Annotated in this window: 14 protein-coding genes; 10 read left to right on the forward strand and 4 right to left on the reverse strand. The window is 69.0% G+C overall.

Features of this window, described 5'->3' with window-relative positions:
• The first annotated feature begins 76 nt into the window (after positions 1-76).
• Complete coding sequence (locus ACIQNU_RS32810) at positions 77-2,077, forward strand: pyruvate dehydrogenase complex E1 component subunit beta (protein WP_401373346.1); 2,001 nt, start codon at positions 77-79, stop codon at positions 2,075-2,077.
• A gap of 58 nt (positions 2,078-2,135) precedes the next feature.
• On the opposite strand, the gene ACIQNU_RS32815 is transcribed toward ACIQNU_RS32810, so the two are convergent.
• Entirely contained in the window at positions 2,136-3,185 is a 1,050-nt protein-coding gene (locus ACIQNU_RS32815) for a cyclase family protein (protein ID WP_401373348.1), read from the reverse strand.
• 180 nt (positions 3,186-3,365) lie between these two features.
• Here ACIQNU_RS32815 and ACIQNU_RS32820 point away from each other — a divergent pair, with 180 nt between their 5' ends.
• Entirely contained in the window at positions 3,366-3,764 is a 399-nt protein-coding gene (locus ACIQNU_RS32820) for a nuclear transport factor 2 family protein (protein ID WP_401373349.1), read from the forward strand.
• A gap of 73 nt (positions 3,765-3,837) precedes the next feature.
• A complete protein-coding gene (locus ACIQNU_RS32825) occupies positions 3,838-4,248 on the forward strand; it encodes a nuclear transport factor 2 family protein (protein ID WP_401373350.1) in 411 nt (136 codons plus the stop codon).
• Between the two features lie 56 nt (positions 4,249-4,304).
• Here ACIQNU_RS32825 and ACIQNU_RS32830 read toward each other — a convergent pair whose 3' ends face one another.
• Complete coding sequence (locus ACIQNU_RS32830) at positions 4,305-5,984, reverse strand: flavin-containing monooxygenase (RefSeq protein WP_401373352.1); 1,680 nt, start codon at positions 5,982-5,984, stop codon at positions 4,305-4,307.
• A 339-nt stretch (positions 5,985-6,323) separates the two neighbouring features.
• Between ACIQNU_RS32830 and ACIQNU_RS32835 the strand changes: the two genes are divergently transcribed.
• The 5 genes from ACIQNU_RS32835 (at position 6,324) to ACIQNU_RS32855 (ending at position 10,295) form a co-directional block, all read left to right on the forward strand.
• On the forward strand, positions 6,324-6,812 hold the full coding sequence (locus ACIQNU_RS32835; RefSeq protein ID WP_401373354.1) for a carboxymuconolactone decarboxylase family protein: 489 nt from the start codon (positions 6,324-6,326) through the stop codon (positions 6,810-6,812).
• A gap of 89 nt (positions 6,813-6,901) precedes the next feature.
• Entirely contained in the window at positions 6,902-7,642 is a 741-nt protein-coding gene (locus tag ACIQNU_RS32840; RefSeq protein WP_401373356.1) for an SDR family NAD(P)-dependent oxidoreductase, read from the forward strand.
• 66 nt (positions 7,643-7,708) lie between these two features.
• Positions 7,709-8,971 (forward strand): NAD(P)/FAD-dependent oxidoreductase, encoded by a 1,263-nt coding sequence (locus ACIQNU_RS32845; protein WP_401373357.1) that lies wholly within the window; start codon positions 7,709-7,711, stop codon positions 8,969-8,971.
• 71 nt (positions 8,972-9,042) lie between these two features.
• A complete protein-coding gene (locus tag ACIQNU_RS32850; protein WP_401373358.1) occupies positions 9,043-9,237 on the forward strand; it encodes a ferredoxin in 195 nt (64 codons plus the stop codon).
• 122 nt (positions 9,238-9,359) lie between these two features.
• Positions 9,360-10,295 carry an SDR family NAD(P)-dependent oxidoreductase gene (locus ACIQNU_RS32855; protein ID WP_401373359.1) on the forward strand — a complete coding sequence of 312 codons (936 nt, stop codon included), beginning with the start codon at positions 9,360-9,362 and terminating at the stop codon, positions 10,293-10,295.
• A gap of 91 nt (positions 10,296-10,386) precedes the next feature.
• Here the strand turns inward: ACIQNU_RS32855 and ACIQNU_RS32860 are convergent, their stop codons facing one another.
• On the reverse strand, positions 10,387-11,628 hold the full coding sequence (locus tag ACIQNU_RS32860) for a cytochrome P450 (RefSeq protein WP_401373360.1): 1,242 nt from the start codon (positions 11,626-11,628) through the stop codon (positions 10,387-10,389).
• Between the two features lie 229 nt (positions 11,629-11,857).
• Between ACIQNU_RS32860 and ACIQNU_RS32865 the strand changes: the two genes are divergently transcribed.
• Positions 11,858-13,309 (forward strand): MFS transporter, encoded by a 1,452-nt coding sequence (locus ACIQNU_RS32865; protein WP_401373362.1) that lies wholly within the window; start codon positions 11,858-11,860, stop codon positions 13,307-13,309.
• Between the two features lie 397 nt (positions 13,310-13,706).
• Positions 13,707-13,964, forward strand: coding sequence for a hypothetical protein (locus ACIQNU_RS32870; RefSeq protein WP_401373363.1), 258 nt, complete (start codon positions 13,707-13,709; stop codon positions 13,962-13,964).
• A 281-nt stretch (positions 13,965-14,245) separates the two neighbouring features.
• Here the strand turns inward: ACIQNU_RS32870 and ACIQNU_RS32875 are convergent, their stop codons facing one another.
• Positions 14,246-14,716: a hypothetical protein gene (locus ACIQNU_RS32875; RefSeq protein WP_401373364.1), complete on the reverse strand. Its 471-nt coding sequence runs from the start codon at positions 14,714-14,716 to the stop codon at positions 14,246-14,248.
• Positions 14,717-14,784 lie beyond the last annotated feature (68 nt).

Raw genomic sequence — 14,784 nt, forward strand, 5'->3', positions numbered from 1 at the left:
ACCAAACGGTACATTAAAAGATGAGGCGGGCGGTGCGCGGGTGCGCGCCGCCCGCGCGAGCATGGCGAGGACGCGCATGACGACTCAAGCACCCCACCGGACCGGCATCGGTTCCGTGTCCGCCGAACAGCTTCTGGAGATGTACCGCAGGATGCGCCGGATCCGGCGCTTCGAGGAGCGGGCGTCCGATCTGTACAAGGCGACGGAGATCCCCGGCTTTCTGCATCTGTCGATCGGCCAGGAGGCGAGTGCTGTCGGCGCGTGCTGGCCCCTCGGCTCGCGGGACGGCATCACCTCCACCCACCGCGGCCATGGCCACGTCCTGGCGAAAGGGCTGGACTCCGCGTCGATGATGGCGGAGCTGATGGGCAAGGACGCGGGGACCTGTCACGGCCGTGGCGGTTCGATGCACATCGCGGATCCCGGCTTGGGCATCTTCGGCGCCAACGGCATCGTCGGCGCCGGGCTGCCGATCGCCGGCGGGGTCGCCACGGCGGCCAAGCTCCGGGGCGCCGGGGATGTGGTGGTGGCGTTCTTCGGGGACGGCGCGGTCGCGCAGGGCATGTTCCACGAGGCCGTGAATCTGGCGGCGGTGTGGGACCTGCCCGTCGTCTTCCTCTGCGAGAACAACCACTACTCGGAGTTCTCGCCGGCTGCCGAGCAGCACCGCGCCCCGCTCTCGGCCCGCGCCGCCGGGTACGGCATCGCGTACGAACACGTCGACGGCAACGACGTCGTCGCGGTGGCGCGGACGATGACCGAAGTGGTGGGGCGCCTGCGCCGGGGCGGCGGCCCCGTCCTGGTGGAGGCCGAGACCTACCGGTGGCACGGCCACTACGAGGGCGATCCGCAGCGCTACCGCACCCCGGAGGAGGTCGCCGCCGCCAAGGAGCGCGACCCGCTGCTCGTGGCCCGCCGTCACCTGGGGGCGGCCGGTGTCGCGTCCGCCGCGTGCGACGCGATCGACGAGGAGATCGACAAGGAGATCGAGGCGGCGGTCGCGTGGGCGCGAAGCCTGCCCGAGCCGGCGCCCGAGACCCTGTACGACTATGTCCTGGCGCCCCGCCCCGACGTGCCCGAGCCCTCGCCGCTCCCGGCCGGTGGTGAGGTCTTCCGCACCATGGACGCGGTCCGGCTCGCGCTGGAACACGAACTCACGGCCGATCCCGACGTCTTCGTCGCCGGGATCGATGTAGCCGAAGGCGGCAACGTGTTCGGCCTCACCCGGGGCCTGGCGCAGGCGTTCCCCGGCCGGATCCGGGACACGCCGATCAGCGAGAGCGCCGTCGTGGGCACCGCCGTCGGCGCCGCCATGGCCGGGATGAAGCCGGTCGTAGAGATCATGTACATGGACTTCATCGGGGTCTGCCTCGACATGCTGCTCAATCAGGCGGCCAAGCTGCGCTTCATGACCGGCGGGCGGGCCTCCATGCCGCTCGTGGTGCGTACCCAGTTCGGCGCCGGCCGGTCCTCGGGCAGCCAGCACTCGCAGAGTCTGGAGGCGCTGCTGGCGCATGTGCCCGGACTGACGGTGGTGATGCCGTCGAACCCGGCGGACACCTACGGCCTGCTGCGCGCCGCCATCCAGGACCCCAACCCGGTGGTCTTCGTGGAGAACAGGCTCCAGTACGGCCTTAAGGGCCCCCGCCCGCCGGCCAACCATCTCATCCCGCTGGGCAAGGCCAAGGTGGTCCGTGAGGGCACCGACATCACGCTGGTCTCGTGGTCGAGGATGGTCCAGGACTGCCTGGCCGCCGCGGAGTTGCTGGCCGGTGAGGGCACCGACGTGGAGGTGATCGATCTGCGTACGGTCGCCCCGCTGGACCGGGCGACCGTCCTCGCCTCGCTCGCGAAGACCAACCGGCTGGTCATCGCCCACGAGGCGGTACGGGACTTCGGGGTCGGGGCCGAACTGTCGGCCATGGCCGTCGACGAGGGGTTCTGGCACCTGGACGCGCCCGTCACCCGCGTCGCACCGCCCCCGGTTCCCGCGCCGTACGCGCCCTCACTGGAGCGGGTGTGGCTGCCCTCCCGGGACACCATCGCGGAGACGCTGCGCCGGATCGCGGCGGTCTGACCAGCACGGGAGGGCCCCCGGGACGCAAGCGTTCCCGGGGGCCCTCTTGCGCCAGGTGTCAGACGGTCGCGACCGGCGTCACCGGACTGCCCTGGGTGCCCGGCAGGTTCAGCGGGGGCGCCGTGAGCAGGAACCGGTTGCGGTCGTGCTCCCGCAGCCAGGCCGCCAGTTCGTGCAGGTACCACAACTCGCCGAGCGGAACGCCCAGCTTGAAGAGGCACAGGTGGTGGATCGGGAGCAGCGTGTGCCGCTCCTGGCCCCTCTCCTTCACGCCCACTCCCTCGACCGCGTAGTTGTCCGCGATCAGCGCCGAGATCTGCGACTCGGCGATCCAGTCGAGGAGCGCCGGGTCGTGTGCGTCGAGGTAGGACGCCGTGGAGTGGATCGCCACGGGGTCCGGGTTCTTCTCCCAGGCGAGGACCTGGGTGGCGAAACCGGTGTGCAGGAGGAGCATGTCACCGGGTTCGACGACGACGTTGTCCGCCGCCATGATCTCCTGAAGGGTCTTCAGGTCGACCGGCTGCCACGTCGTACCCAGGTGATGGGCCAGGTCGACGAGGACGCCGCGGCCCTGCACCCCGTGCTCCGCCATGTGCTCCAGACCGAGGTGGCGGGCGAAGCTGACGCTGCCGCTGCCGTCCTCCTTGGCGTCCTCGCGCGGTCCCACGATGTCGGTGCCGGGCCGGTACCCGTTGTAGTACACCGGCTCGTCGACGCCGTCGCCGTCGGCGTCGAACTCGGCGCCCTGGTGGGCGAGCGAGTCCCACTGTGTCGAGTACTGCAACCAGAGGGTGACCACGTCGTCGGACCACACGTCGATCAGGGGAGGCGCGATGGACTCGCGGGCGACGACGTTGTAGAAGACGTCCTGCTTGTGCTCCAGGTCCTCGGTCGGCCTGAGGATCGGTGGGTAGCGCCGCTGGTTCAGGGCCGTCCCGCCGGGATAGTCGAGGGGCAGGCTCAGGCTGAAGCTGATCCCGTGTTCGACCTCGCGCACGCCCTGGAGGACCTTCTCCCGGGTGATCAGGTTGACGCGCCCCAGTTCGTCGTCGTCACCCCAGTCGCCCCACGTCGAACCGGGCGGACGCTGCTTCCAACGCTTCGTCACGATCACTCCTCCTTCGGCGACAGTCCCCGTCGACAGCCGTCGGCATCCTATTGAGAATGTACCGGTCGGTCAACGAATCTCGCAGCAGCCTCTCCCCGTACCCCGGAAAGAGCAATAGACTAAGCGGTCGAAACCAGTATCGCGGGTAAGCGTCAACCTCATTCGACCTTGGAGAGAAGCATGAGCGGATCCACTCAGGCGTGGGTTGCGGCAGGTGTGCGTGCCGCGATCGGCGCGCACACGCAGGCGCAGGACGCGGGCCGCACCGATGACGTCGTCGCGCTGTACACGCCCGACGGGGTTCTCCAGGTCCCTGGCATCGACCCTGTCGAAGGGCATGACGCGCTCCGCGACGCCTTCAAGGGGTGGGCGCCGGCGCGACCGCAGCTGCACCTGGTGACCAACACCGTCATCACCTCGTGGACCGAGGACGAGGCGACCGCCGTGAGCGACGTGGCCTTCCTCCAGCGGGGCGAGTCGGGCTGGGCGGTCCAGGTCGTCGGACGCTACGACGACACCCTGCGCCGCCATGACACCACCTGGCGATTCCAGCGCCGAACCACCACCTACCAGGCGTGAGAACGACCTGCCGGGCGCGGGAAACGACCTGTCGGGCGCACGAGCGGACCGATCCCTTCACCGTGGGAGAGACATGAACACATCCATCGAGGCCAGGACGGCGGCGGACGTCGCGGCCGGCGTGCAGGCCGCCATCGCCGCCTACGCACACGCACTGGACGCCGGACGGACCGACGACATCGCCGGGCTGTTCCAGCCGGACGGCGTCGCGGAGATCACGGGCGTGGCCACCTTCGAAGGCCGCGACGCGATACGGGACGGCTACGCCGCCTTCGCACCCACCCGGCCCCAACTGCACCTCGTGGCCAACACCGTGGTCACCTCATGGACCGAGGACGAGGCGACCGCGATCAGCGACCTGGCGTTCTTCCAGCGGGGCGAGTCCGGCTGGGCGGTCCAGGTCGCCGGACGCTACGACGACACCCTGCGCCGCCACGACACCACCTGGCGATTCCAGCGCCGGGTCACGACGTTCCTGCCGTAGGTCGTAGCAGGCCGGACGCCCGTGCCGCCGGAGACAGCGGCACGGGCGTCCGCGCGTCACGCGGAGGCGTCCGCCGCCTTGGTGAAGCCGAACGCCGCGTAGTCGTTCGCCACGGCGTCGGCGATCATCTGCTGGAGCGTCATCCGCCCGGTCGGGTTGAGGAGTTGCTTGACCGGCTTGCCGGGGATGTTGGCCCCGTAGAAGTAGCTGCTCTCCAGGAAGGACGACCGCGACGCACTGCCGTCCATCATCGCCGTCCACTCCTCCTCGGCGGCGGGGTCCACCTCGATGACGTCATGGCCGAAGTCGCGCGTGTGGATGAGGGCGTCGGTCACGAAGTCGACCTGGTCGCCGGAGTACCGGGGATTGTTGCCGAGGGCGCCGTGCGGGCCTCCGGGGAAGAAGAAGTTCGGGAACCCGGCCGTCACGACCCCGAGGTAGGTGCGTGGCCCGTCCGCCCAGTACTCCTCCAGGGGGAGCCCCGAACGGCCGCGCACGCCGAGCCGGTTGAGCGCGCCGGTACCGAAGTCGTAGCCGGTCGCCCAGATGATGATGTCGAACTCCTCGACACCGTCGGCCGTTTCGATACCCGTCTCGGTGATGCGTGTGATGGGCGTGGTGTTGATGTCGACGAGAGACACGTTCGGCTTGTTGTACGCCTCGTAGTAGCCGGTCCCGAACGGGGGCCGGCGTCCGCCGTAGCCGTGGTCCTTGGGGATCAGCTTCTCCGCCGTCTCCGGGTCCTTGACGATGTCGCGGATCTTCCGGGCGATGAACTCGCACCACTCCGCGTTCACGGTGGGGTTCGTGGTCATGTCCATGTAGTGCTCGGACAGCTTGGTGAAGCCGGGGCCGTTCCACCTCTCCTCGTAGAACTCCTGGCGCTGCTCCGGGGTGTCGTCCAGGCCGGAGCGCATGGCGATGGTGTGGAGGAACCCGCTCGGCGAGGTGTTCAGCGTGTGGCGGATCGACTCGAAGTCGGCCTTCAGCTCCGCCTGCTGCTCGGGGCTGATGGGTGCGTTGTTGAGCGGTGTGAGCCAGTCGGCAACCTTCTGATAGACCGTCAACTGGGCCACCTGGTCCGCGATCGCCGGGACGATCTGCACGCCGCTGGATCCGGTGCCGATCTGGGCGACCCGCTTGCCGGTGAAGTCGACCGGCACCTTCGGCCAGCGTCCGGTGTGGTGCTGGTCGCCGCGGAACGTGTCGCGTCCCGGGATACCGGGGATGAACGGCACCGACAGAATGCCGGTCGCCGCGACGAGGAAGCGCGCCCGGACCTCCGTACCGTCACTCCCCCGCACGGTCCACGTCCCGGACAGCTCGTCGTAGACGGCGGAGGTCACCTTGGTTCCGAACCGGATGTCGCGCCGGAGGTCGAACCGGTCGACCACGTGGTTGAAGTAGCGCTCGATCTCGGGCTGTCCCGCGAACTGCTCGGACCACTCCCACTCCTCCCACAGCTCCTTGGAGAACAGGTAGCCGTAGGTGTAGCTCTCCGAGTCGAAGCGCGCCTCGGGGTAGCGGTTCCAGTACCACGTGCCACCCACGCCGGTGCCGGCCTCCCACAGCCTCGCCGAGAAGCCGGCCTCGCGGGCCCGGTGCAGTTGGTAGATGCCCGTGACACCCGCGCCGACCACCAGCACGTCGACCTCGTCCTCGGGGTTCGTGCCCGGCCTACGCGTCCCCGCGGCGCGCACCTCGCCCGCGCCGGGCGCCTTGGTCGATTCGCTCATCCGTCCTCCCACGTGCAGTGGCCGCCACAGTTCGGGCGAGCCCGATTCATAGACCGACCGGTCGCTCTAATATTCAATCGAGAGTAGATGAGGGGCGAGGGCCGATCAATGGCGGCGACGCGACAAGGGAGTGCGCGGCGAAGGTGGACGCGGGAATCAGGGGCGATCCAAGGCGACCCGGCCACCGCCGTCGCCGCCCCGGCCATCACCCCCGAGCCCCGCCATTCCGGCTCCCCCGCGAGGTCGCGAACGACTGGTCCCGCCGATACCATTGATTGTACCGACCGTTTGATTTAACTTTCCCCGTACCGCAGGTGAGCACGTCATCGGGAGTCGCGCATGGGATCGAATGAGGCTGGTCGGCGGGGATCCGCCGAGAGCGAGGCCGAAGGTGGCGGGGCCGGAGGTAGCGAGGTCGAAGGAACACCCTCCGCTCCGCCTCCCAGCGGATCGGCGACTCACGGGGAGCTGCGCGACGCGGGCGTGCGGGCCATGCGTGCGGCACTGCCCGGTGTCTTCCCCGAGGGCGACCTCGACCTGCGCGACGGGCTCTTCGGCGACGAACTCGTGGAGATCGGCCTGACCAGCGTCTGGGGCTCGCTCTGGGCCCGCGAAGGACTCAGTGGCCGTGATCGCAGCCTCGTCACCCTGGGCATCCTGATCGCCCTCGGCGCCGAGGCGGAACTGAGGACCCATGTCCGTATCGCGCTGACGAACGGGCTGACCAGGGACGAGATCGCCGAGGTCGTCTACCACGCCGGCGGCTACGCCGGCTTTCCGGCCGCGACGGCGGCCCGCACGGCGGCGCGCGAGGCGCTGGGCGAGTAGTCGATCGGGGCGCGGCGGTGGGCCCACTCCGGGCGCGGGGCGGCAGCGGACCGTCGGCGCGGACCGGCACCAGCAGACAAGGAGCGAACATGTCACTTCAGGGAAGGGTCGCCGTCGTCACCGGCGGCGCCCGAGGGATCGGACGGGCGGTCGCGACCGTGCTCGCGGCCCGCGGCGCGGCCGTGTCCGTCTGGGATCTGAATCTCGCGGGAGCCGAGAAGACCGTCGCCATGATCCAGGAGGCCGGCGGTTCGGCGATCGCCGTGGGCGGCGACGCGGCGGACGCCGCCACGGTGGCCACGGCGGCGGCACGGACCCGAGACGAACTCGGGCCTGTCGCCGTCCTCGTCAACAACGCCGGAACCACGGCCTACCAGGAGTTCACGAGCATCACCGAGACGTCGTGGGACCGCATGATCGGAATCAACCTCAAGGGGCCCTTTCTGGTCACCAGGGAGCTGGTGCCCGACATGCTGCACGCGGGATGGGGACGGATCGTCAACATCTCCTCGTCGTCGGCGCAGACCGGAGCGCCCTCCATGGCCCACTACGCGGCATCCAAGGGCGGTGTCATCGGTCTCACCAGGGCGCTGGCGATCGAGTACGCGGACAAGGGCATCACCGTCAACCACGTACCACCCGGCTTCATCGACACTCCCCTGGTGCGGGAGGGCCCCGTGGACGTGGAGGCCGCTGCGGCCACCATGCCGATGAAGCGGGCGGGCAGACCGGAGGACGTCGCCCACGCGGTGGCGTATCTCGCGTCCGACGAGGCCGGATACGTGACCGGCCAGTCGCTCAGCACCAACGGCGGGCGCTATCTGACGTGAACCGCGCCATCGTTCCGCGCACCGATCTAGCACCGATCTGGCACCGACGCCGCAACGGAGACACCTATGAGAACCGAGAACGACACCAGGGCGGCGGCGAGTGCGACGCGGGACGTCCCCGGGACGGCACGGACGCGCGTGCTGGTCGTCGGCGCGTCGGCATCCGGCCTCGCCACCGCGGAGGCACTGCGGCGCAAGGGATACGCGGGCCGGATCACGGTGCTCGGTGACGAGCCGCACGCACCCTACGACCGTCCACCGCTGTCCAAGCAGATCCTCTCCGGCGCGTGGGAGGCATCCCGCGCCGCGCTGCGGACCCAGGACGTCCTGGCGGCCCTGGACGCCGAGTTCCTTCTGGGTGATCCGGCGGTCGCGCTCGATCCGGCCGCGCGAACCGTGCGTACGGAATCGGGGCGGGTCCTGCGGGCGGACTCCGTCGTCATCGCGACGGGGATGCGGGCGCGGGTCCTGCCGGCGCCGGAGGGTGGCCTGTCAGGGGTGCATGTCCTGCGCACGCTCGACGACGCGCTGACGCTCCGCCGTGACCTGTTGGGATGCTCCCGGCTGGTGGTCGTGGGCGAAGGTGTGCTCGGTTCCGAGATCGCGGCGACCGCGCGGACACTGGGTGTGGAGGTGACCCTGGCAGGCCCTCTGGCGGCACCGATGGCGCTCCAGGTCGGCCCGCTGGTGTCGCAACTGCTCGCGGACCTGCACCGTGAGCGCGGGGTGCGGCTCCGGCTGGGCGAGGGCGTCGTGGGCCTGACCGGTCAGGCCGGAGGGCGGGTCGCGGGCGTACGGCTGGGCTCGGGAGAGGTGCTGCCCGCGGATGTCGTGGTCGTGGCGATCGGTGCGACCCCGGCGACGGAGTGGCTGGCCGACAGCGGCCTCCGGCTCGACAACGGCGTGGTGTGCGACGCCCGGTGCCGGGCGGCGGAGGGGATCTACGCGGTGGGTGACGTGGCCCGCTGGCGGCATGAACGGCTCGATCGCCTGGTCCGTCTGGAGAACCGCACGAACGCCACCGAACAGGCCGCCGCGGTCGCCGGTGTGATCTGCGGTGAGGACCGGCTGTACGTACCGGTGCCGTACTTCTGGACCGACCAGTTCGACGCGAAGCTCCAGGTGCACGGCTTCCTTCCCACCGACGCGGACGTGGAGGTCGTCGAGGGCGATCTGGCGGCCCGGCGCTTCGTGGCCCTCTACCGCAGCGGCGGCAGGGTCACGGGTGTCCTCGGCTGGAACATGCCGAAGCAGACCCGGTTGCGCCGTCAGGACGTCGTCGACGCACTGGCCGGCACCGCCCCGGCTTCCCTCCACTCCCCACAGTGACCCGCTCCCCTCCAGTGATCCCCTCCCATCCAGTGATCCCCTCCCTCCGTTGAACGATCAGGAGACTTCCCATGAAGGTTGGCGTCGACGAGGACAGGTGTGTCGCGGCCGGACAGTGTGTGGCCGCCGCCGCCGAAGTCTTCGACCAGCGTGACGAGGACGGCATCGTCGTCCTCCTGGACGAGAACCCGCCGCCGGGTCTGGCCGACGACGTCCGCAACGCGGCGGCCGTGTGCCCGGCACTGGCGATCCGTATCGAGGAGTGACGGCGCGCGATGTCAGCGCGGGCCGACGGCCACCAGCAGCAGGAAGAACGGCACAAGCGCCGCACCAGAGCACGAGAGCACCCGAGCACCAGAGCACCAGCGCCGGACAAGAGGAGTCACACATGAGCGAGTTCAGCTTCGAGGGGCGGGTCGCGGTCGTCACGGGCGCCGGCCGCGGCATCGGCCGGGCGCATGCCCGACTCCTGGCGGAGCGAGGAGCGAAGCTCGTCGTCAACGACCTCGGCGGATCGATGGAGGGCGAGGGCGCCGACGCCGGGCCCGCGCGGTCCGTCGTGGAGGAGATCGTCTCGGCCGGCGGTGACGCCGTGGCCGACACCAGTGATGTGTCGACGCAGGAGGGCGGCGAGGCGATGGTGGCATCGGCGCTCGCGCACTTCGGGCGCATCGATATCGTCGTCAACAACGCCGGCATCATCAGATGGGCCGGCCTGCCGGACGTCGATCTGGAGAACCTCGAACGCCATCTGGCGGTTCATCTCGTCGGCTCCTTCAACACGACCCGTGCCGCGTGGCCGCACTTCGTCGAGCAGGGCTACGGCCGGGTCGTCCTGACAACCTCCAGCGGCTTGTTCGGCATCGACAACAACCTGTCGTACGCCGCGGCGAAGGCGGGCGTGATCGGGCTGGCGCGCAGCGCGAAGCTCGCGGGCGAACCGCATGGGATCAAGGTCAATCTCATCGCGCCGGCGGCACACACCCGGATGGCGGGCGGCGACCCGCTGGGCGACAGCACACCACAGGGAGCCGCTCAGGGGTTCATGCCGTCGGACGCGGTGTCGCCGATGGTCGCGTACCTCGCCCATGAGAGCTGCCCGGTCAACGGAGAGATCTACACGGCCGGGGACGGTCGCTTCGCGCGGCTCTTCATCGCCTCGACCGAGGGATACCACCACCAGGAGGGACCGGCGACGATCGAAGATGTCGCCGGCCACTGGGACGCGATCAACGACGAGAAGGGCTACTACGTGCCGTCCGACCTGATGGCCTGGTCCGGCACGTTCCTGAAGCACCGATTCGCCGAGAGCGTGCAGCCCTGACGAGGCCGGTCCGGGGAGTCCGGGGTCACAGCGAGGGGCGGGCGGGACGCATCGGCGCCCCGCCCGCCCCTCGTCGCCGTCGGACCGGCCGCTACCAGGTGACGGGCAGTTCGTAGATTCCGTACGCCTGTGAGTCCTCCTTGAATTTCAGCTCCGAGGAATCGACGGCGAGTCGCAGGGTCGGCACCCGGCGGAACAACGTGCTGAAGACGACATGGAGTTCGATACGGGCCAACTGTTGCCCGATGCACTGGTGCGGACCCCAGCTGAACGCGAGATGGTGCGACGCCTTGCGGGCGAGATCGACCTTCTCGGGATCGGGAAACGCCAGGGGGTCCCAATTGGCCGCCGGAAGAGCCGCGATGACGCCCTCTCCCGCTCGGATGGTCTCGCCGTCGATCTCGATGTCCTCGACCACCGCCCGCCGCGCCAGAAGGTGCGGAATGGTGAGGTAGCGCAACAGTTCCTCGACGGCATTCGCCACGAACTTCGGGTCGTCGGAATTCTCGCGCAGGGCCGCCAGTTGGCCGGGATTCTCCAGCAGCAGCGCGGTGCCCAGCGTGATCATGTTGGCGCTGGTGTCATGGCCTGCGACGAGCAGGATGTGTCCCAGGGGCGCGGCCTCTTCCAGGGTGAGCACCCCGTCCTTGACGTGTGCGCCCAGGTCGGAGAGGACGTCCTCGGCGGGATCGTCCATCTTGGCCACGATCAGCTCCGAGATGTAGCGGCGCAGCGCCTTCGTCGTTTCGGCCGCCTCCGCGGGGGTCTTGAAGCGCGCGTTGGTGACTCCGGCGTGCTCCTGGAAGAACGCGTGGTCCTCGTACGGCACCCCGAGCAGCTCGCAGATCATCAGCGAAGGCAGTGGCAGGGACAGGGCCTCGTTCAGCTCTGTCGGGTTGGGGCCCGCGAGCATCGTGTCGATGAGGTCGTCGGTGATCTGCTGGATCACCGGGCGGAGCTTCTCCATCCGGTGCCGGGTGAACGAACTCGTCAGCATCCGGCGCCACCTGGCGTGTTCGGCACCGTCCGTGTTGTTGACCGACGGCTGTATCTCCGCGGCGTGCGCCTTCATGGCCTCCGTCGTGTGCGGGTATCCCCGTGCGCCGATGTCGGCACTCACCCGTGGGTCGGCGAGGATCTGCCGCTGCGCGGCATGGGTCATGACGACCCACGGGGTGCTGCCGTCCCATGTCCTGGCACGTACGACGGCCTTCCCCGTGTCGTGCAGCTCCAGCAGTCCCGGCGGTGGCGCGAACGGGCACTTGGCCGATCGGGGCGACGGGTACTCCGGGATCGATGCGGCCGGATCGGTGCCGGCCACCCTCTCGGTCATGGTCGACTCTCTCCTCTCGTCGTCTCCCTCGATGGAACCACATTTCGACCGATCGGTACAAGCACCCTGACGGCAAGCAATACGCCTGGTCTCACGCAGGAAATCCCAGTCGATCCCGGCCGTCGAGCAAAGTACATACGCGAGTATTGACCGGTCGGTCTACTTACTGCCACGATCCGATCCCGAGCAAGGCGACCACTGTCGAACACGCCTACCGAGAGAGACAAAGATGTCATCTTCTCAAGAAATAAGCGGCAGCGTCCGTCCGGGACGCCGCATCCCGGTCCTCATCGGGATCCTGGTTTTCGCGGACATCGTCAGCGCCTTCGAGTCGACGATGATGTTCAACGCTCTTCCCCGAATCATCGAGGCATTCCACACCACCCCCGCCGACGCCAGTTGGGTACTGACGGCGTTCCTGCTGGTCGCCGCCGCGTCCGCGGCCGTCTGTGGCCGGCTCGGCGACCTCTACGGCCGCCGTAACGTGATCATCGTTCTGCTGTTGATCTCAGCCGTCGGGTCGATCGTCAGCGTTTCGACGGGCACGCTCATCGGCGTCATCATCGGCCGGGCGATCCAGGGCGTGTCCGGCGGCATCCTCCCCTTGTGTTTCGGGGTCGTCCGTGAAGTCCTCCCCCAGAAACATGTGCCGGTGGCGGCAGCCATGATCGCGGGCGCGGCCATGCTCGCCGGCGCGGCGGGCAACATCATCTCCGGCGCGCTCATCGACTCGCTGGACTGGCACTACATCTTCATCGTCGCCGCCGCTGTAGCCCTGATCGCCGCGGCAGGGTGCGCGCTGCTTCCCCGGTCGACCGCCGTCGCCGCGGTGCGGCGCGTCAATTGGTACGGCAGCGTGTTGTTCGCCCCGGCGATCGGCCTGGTGCTGTTCGGTGTCAACCAGTCCCGGACCTGGAGCTGGAGCGACGGACGCACCGTCGGCACGATCGTCACCGGCCTTCTGCTGCTGGCGTTCTGGGCCTGGCGTGAGCTGCGCGCCGACCACCCGATGATCAACCTTCGGCTGTTCTCCGACCGGAAGCTCACCCTGACGATGCTGGCGACCGCCGTGCTCGCGATCGGTCCCATGGGCGCCACGGGCTTCCTCCTCCAGATCATCATGCAGACCCCGACCAGCGCACCCGTCGGACTCGGCCTGAGCGCGACCGACGCGGGGTGGGTCTCGTTCTGCATCGCCATCTTCGGCTTCCTGCTCTCGCCGGTCAGCGGCCGGATCTCCGCGCGTGCGGGCGCCCGTCAGGTCCTGGTCATCGGGAGCGTCTTCGGTGTGATCAACGCGGTCACGCTCGCGCTGCTCCACTCGACCCTCCTGGGCCTGATCATCTCCACGGTGTTCCTGACGGTCGCGACTTCGTTCATGCTGTCCTCGCTCCCGAACCTGATCATGGAGGTCATCCCCGCGGCCCACACCAGCGAGGCCACGGGCCTCAATGTGGTCGTCCGCACGGCCTTCTCAGGTGTGGGTACGTCGCTTGCGACGCTGTTCCTCAGCCTGTCCGTGGTGTCCGGCACACACTTCAGCACCCGCGGCGCGTACATGCAGGTGTTCGTACTCATCGGGGTCTGCTGCCTCGCGGCACTCGTCCTCGCGCTGCTCATCCGACCGGGCGCGAGCACGGCCACCGAGGCGCGCCCCGCGGTTCTGGCCTCCGACGCCTGATACGGCGGATCCCGTACCGGTCCGGCCTCGGGCGGGTACGGGATCCGAGCCGCGGCCTGCGGGCGACCCGAAGAAGGGCACGTACAAGGGCAACGAAGCCGTTGAACAGGCAAGGGAAGTACGTGGCGAACTGCCACAGATGCTCCGGCGACCGGCCCGCCAGAGCCACCTCCGCAACTCAGCGCGGAGAAAGTGCGGCGAAGGCTTCGCCCCACAGCGCCACGAGGTCGAGTTCGCCGTCCGACGCGGTCCAGGGGCCGAGGGAGGTGTTCAGGCAGTGCGGGGCAGCCGCCGCCCTCGCCGACAAGACCGTCATCGTCACGATGAACTACTACCCGGACCGCTTCGGCCACCTCGCCGAACTGAGGCGGGCGACGGACTGACGTCCAGCGAACTGGTGCAGCGGCACCTGGCCGACTCGCAGGTGGTCGAGGCATTCAACAACATCGACTTCGGGAGGCTGTTCAACTCGGCCGAACCCGCCGACGCGCCCGACCGCAGCGGCCTGCCCGTCGCCGGTGACGACGCGACCGCCGAGACGGGAGGCGCTGACGTGCGACTGGGGGTGAACATCGTCGGGTTCGACGGCTCGAAGGGGCCCGGTGCCCTGGGGCCGGAGCCGGCGGCGATCGGGGCCGCCGGAAGAAGACGCTGAAGCTGGTCGCTCAGTACGCCCGACGCCTGCGACCTCATCACCTTCACCCACACCGAGGCCGCGCTCGAACTGGACGTAATCCGACGTCACTGCGACCGCCTCGGCCGGGACTTCGCGGGGATCCGCAGGACCGCCATCTACGCGGGAGCCACCTCTGGACGTCTTCGCCCAAGAGGTGGCCCAGTACATGGCGTGCCGTATCGACGCCGTCATGGTGTCCCCGCCCGTCAGCGACGCACGGTCCGTGGATCCGAGTTCTCACCCACCGCCACCTCAGGGCCTCAGCGGTGGACCCAGCCGTAGTCGCACCAGAAGGTCTTGAGCTTGCTGACCGGCACACCCCACGTCTCGATGTAGGTGACGCCCTCGGGGCCCGCCGTCATCGTGTAGGGCGTGCCTGCCCGGCTGGTGAAGAAGCTGCCTGCCCCGACGCGCACGCTCTCCGGCTTCTCCGGTCCGCCGAATTCTATGAGGTATTCGCCTTTGAGGATGAGTACGGTCTCGTCGATGTTGTGACTGTGCCGCGGAACCATGAATCCCGGCACGACCCGCAGGGGATTGCGGTTGAAGACGGGAAGATCGATGGGTTTGGTGGTGACCCACATCGACTCGCCGAACGTCGCCGCGAAGTCCACCGGTGCGTCGGAAAGTGGCCGGCCGTCCTCCCACAGATATGACGGATTGTTCTGCTGGTCCAACGGCATCGGGATCCACCCGTCGGCGTCCACCAGGCTGTCCAGGGAAATTGACATGCAGGAAGGGTATTGCGAGCCTTCTGGGATCTGTCGCCGCATCATCCCGGTGAATGGAACACCCTCGT

This window comes from Streptomyces sp. NPDC091292 (genome assembly GCF_044757265.1).
In the GTDB taxonomy this organism is placed as follows: domain Bacteria; phylum Actinomycetota; class Actinomycetes; order Streptomycetales; family Streptomycetaceae; genus Streptomyces.

Excerpts from the sequence above, each read along its gene's own strand:
- ACIQNU_RS32830 (WP_401373352.1), bottom strand. The coding sequence starts at position 5,984 with ATGAGCGAATCGACCAAGGCGCCCGGCGCGGGCGAGGTGCGCGCCGCG.
- ACIQNU_RS32840 (WP_401373356.1), top strand. The coding sequence starts at position 6,902 with ATGTCACTTCAGGGAAGGGTCGCCGTCGTCACCGGCGGCGCCCGAGGG.
- ACIQNU_RS32860 (WP_401373360.1), bottom strand. The coding sequence starts at position 11,628 with ATGACCGAGAGGGTGGCCGGCACCGATCCGGCCGCATCGATCCCGGAG.
- ACIQNU_RS32845 (WP_401373357.1), top strand. The coding sequence starts at position 7,709 with ATGAGAACCGAGAACGACACCAGGGCGGCGGCGAGTGCGACGCGGGAC.
- ACIQNU_RS32835 (WP_401373354.1), top strand. The coding sequence starts at position 6,324 with ATGGGATCGAATGAGGCTGGTCGGCGGGGATCCGCCGAGAGCGAGGCC.
- ACIQNU_RS32855 (WP_401373359.1), top strand. The coding sequence starts at position 9,360 with ATGAGCGAGTTCAGCTTCGAGGGGCGGGTCGCGGTCGTCACGGGCGCC.
- ACIQNU_RS32865 (WP_401373362.1), top strand. The coding sequence starts at position 11,858 with ATGTCATCTTCTCAAGAAATAAGCGGCAGCGTCCGTCCGGGACGCCGC.
- ACIQNU_RS32825 (WP_401373350.1), top strand. The coding sequence starts at position 3,838 with ATGAACACATCCATCGAGGCCAGGACGGCGGCGGACGTCGCGGCCGGC.
- ACIQNU_RS32875 (WP_401373364.1), bottom strand. The coding sequence starts at position 14,716 with ATGTCAATTTCCCTGGACAGCCTGGTGGACGCCGACGGGTGGATCCCG.
- ACIQNU_RS32820 (WP_401373349.1), top strand. The coding sequence starts at position 3,366 with ATGAGCGGATCCACTCAGGCGTGGGTTGCGGCAGGTGTGCGTGCCGCG.
- ACIQNU_RS32850 (WP_401373358.1), top strand. The coding sequence starts at position 9,043 with ATGAAGGTTGGCGTCGACGAGGACAGGTGTGTCGCGGCCGGACAGTGT.
- ACIQNU_RS32810 (WP_401373346.1), top strand. The coding sequence starts at position 77 with ATGACGACTCAAGCACCCCACCGGACCGGCATCGGTTCCGTGTCCGCC.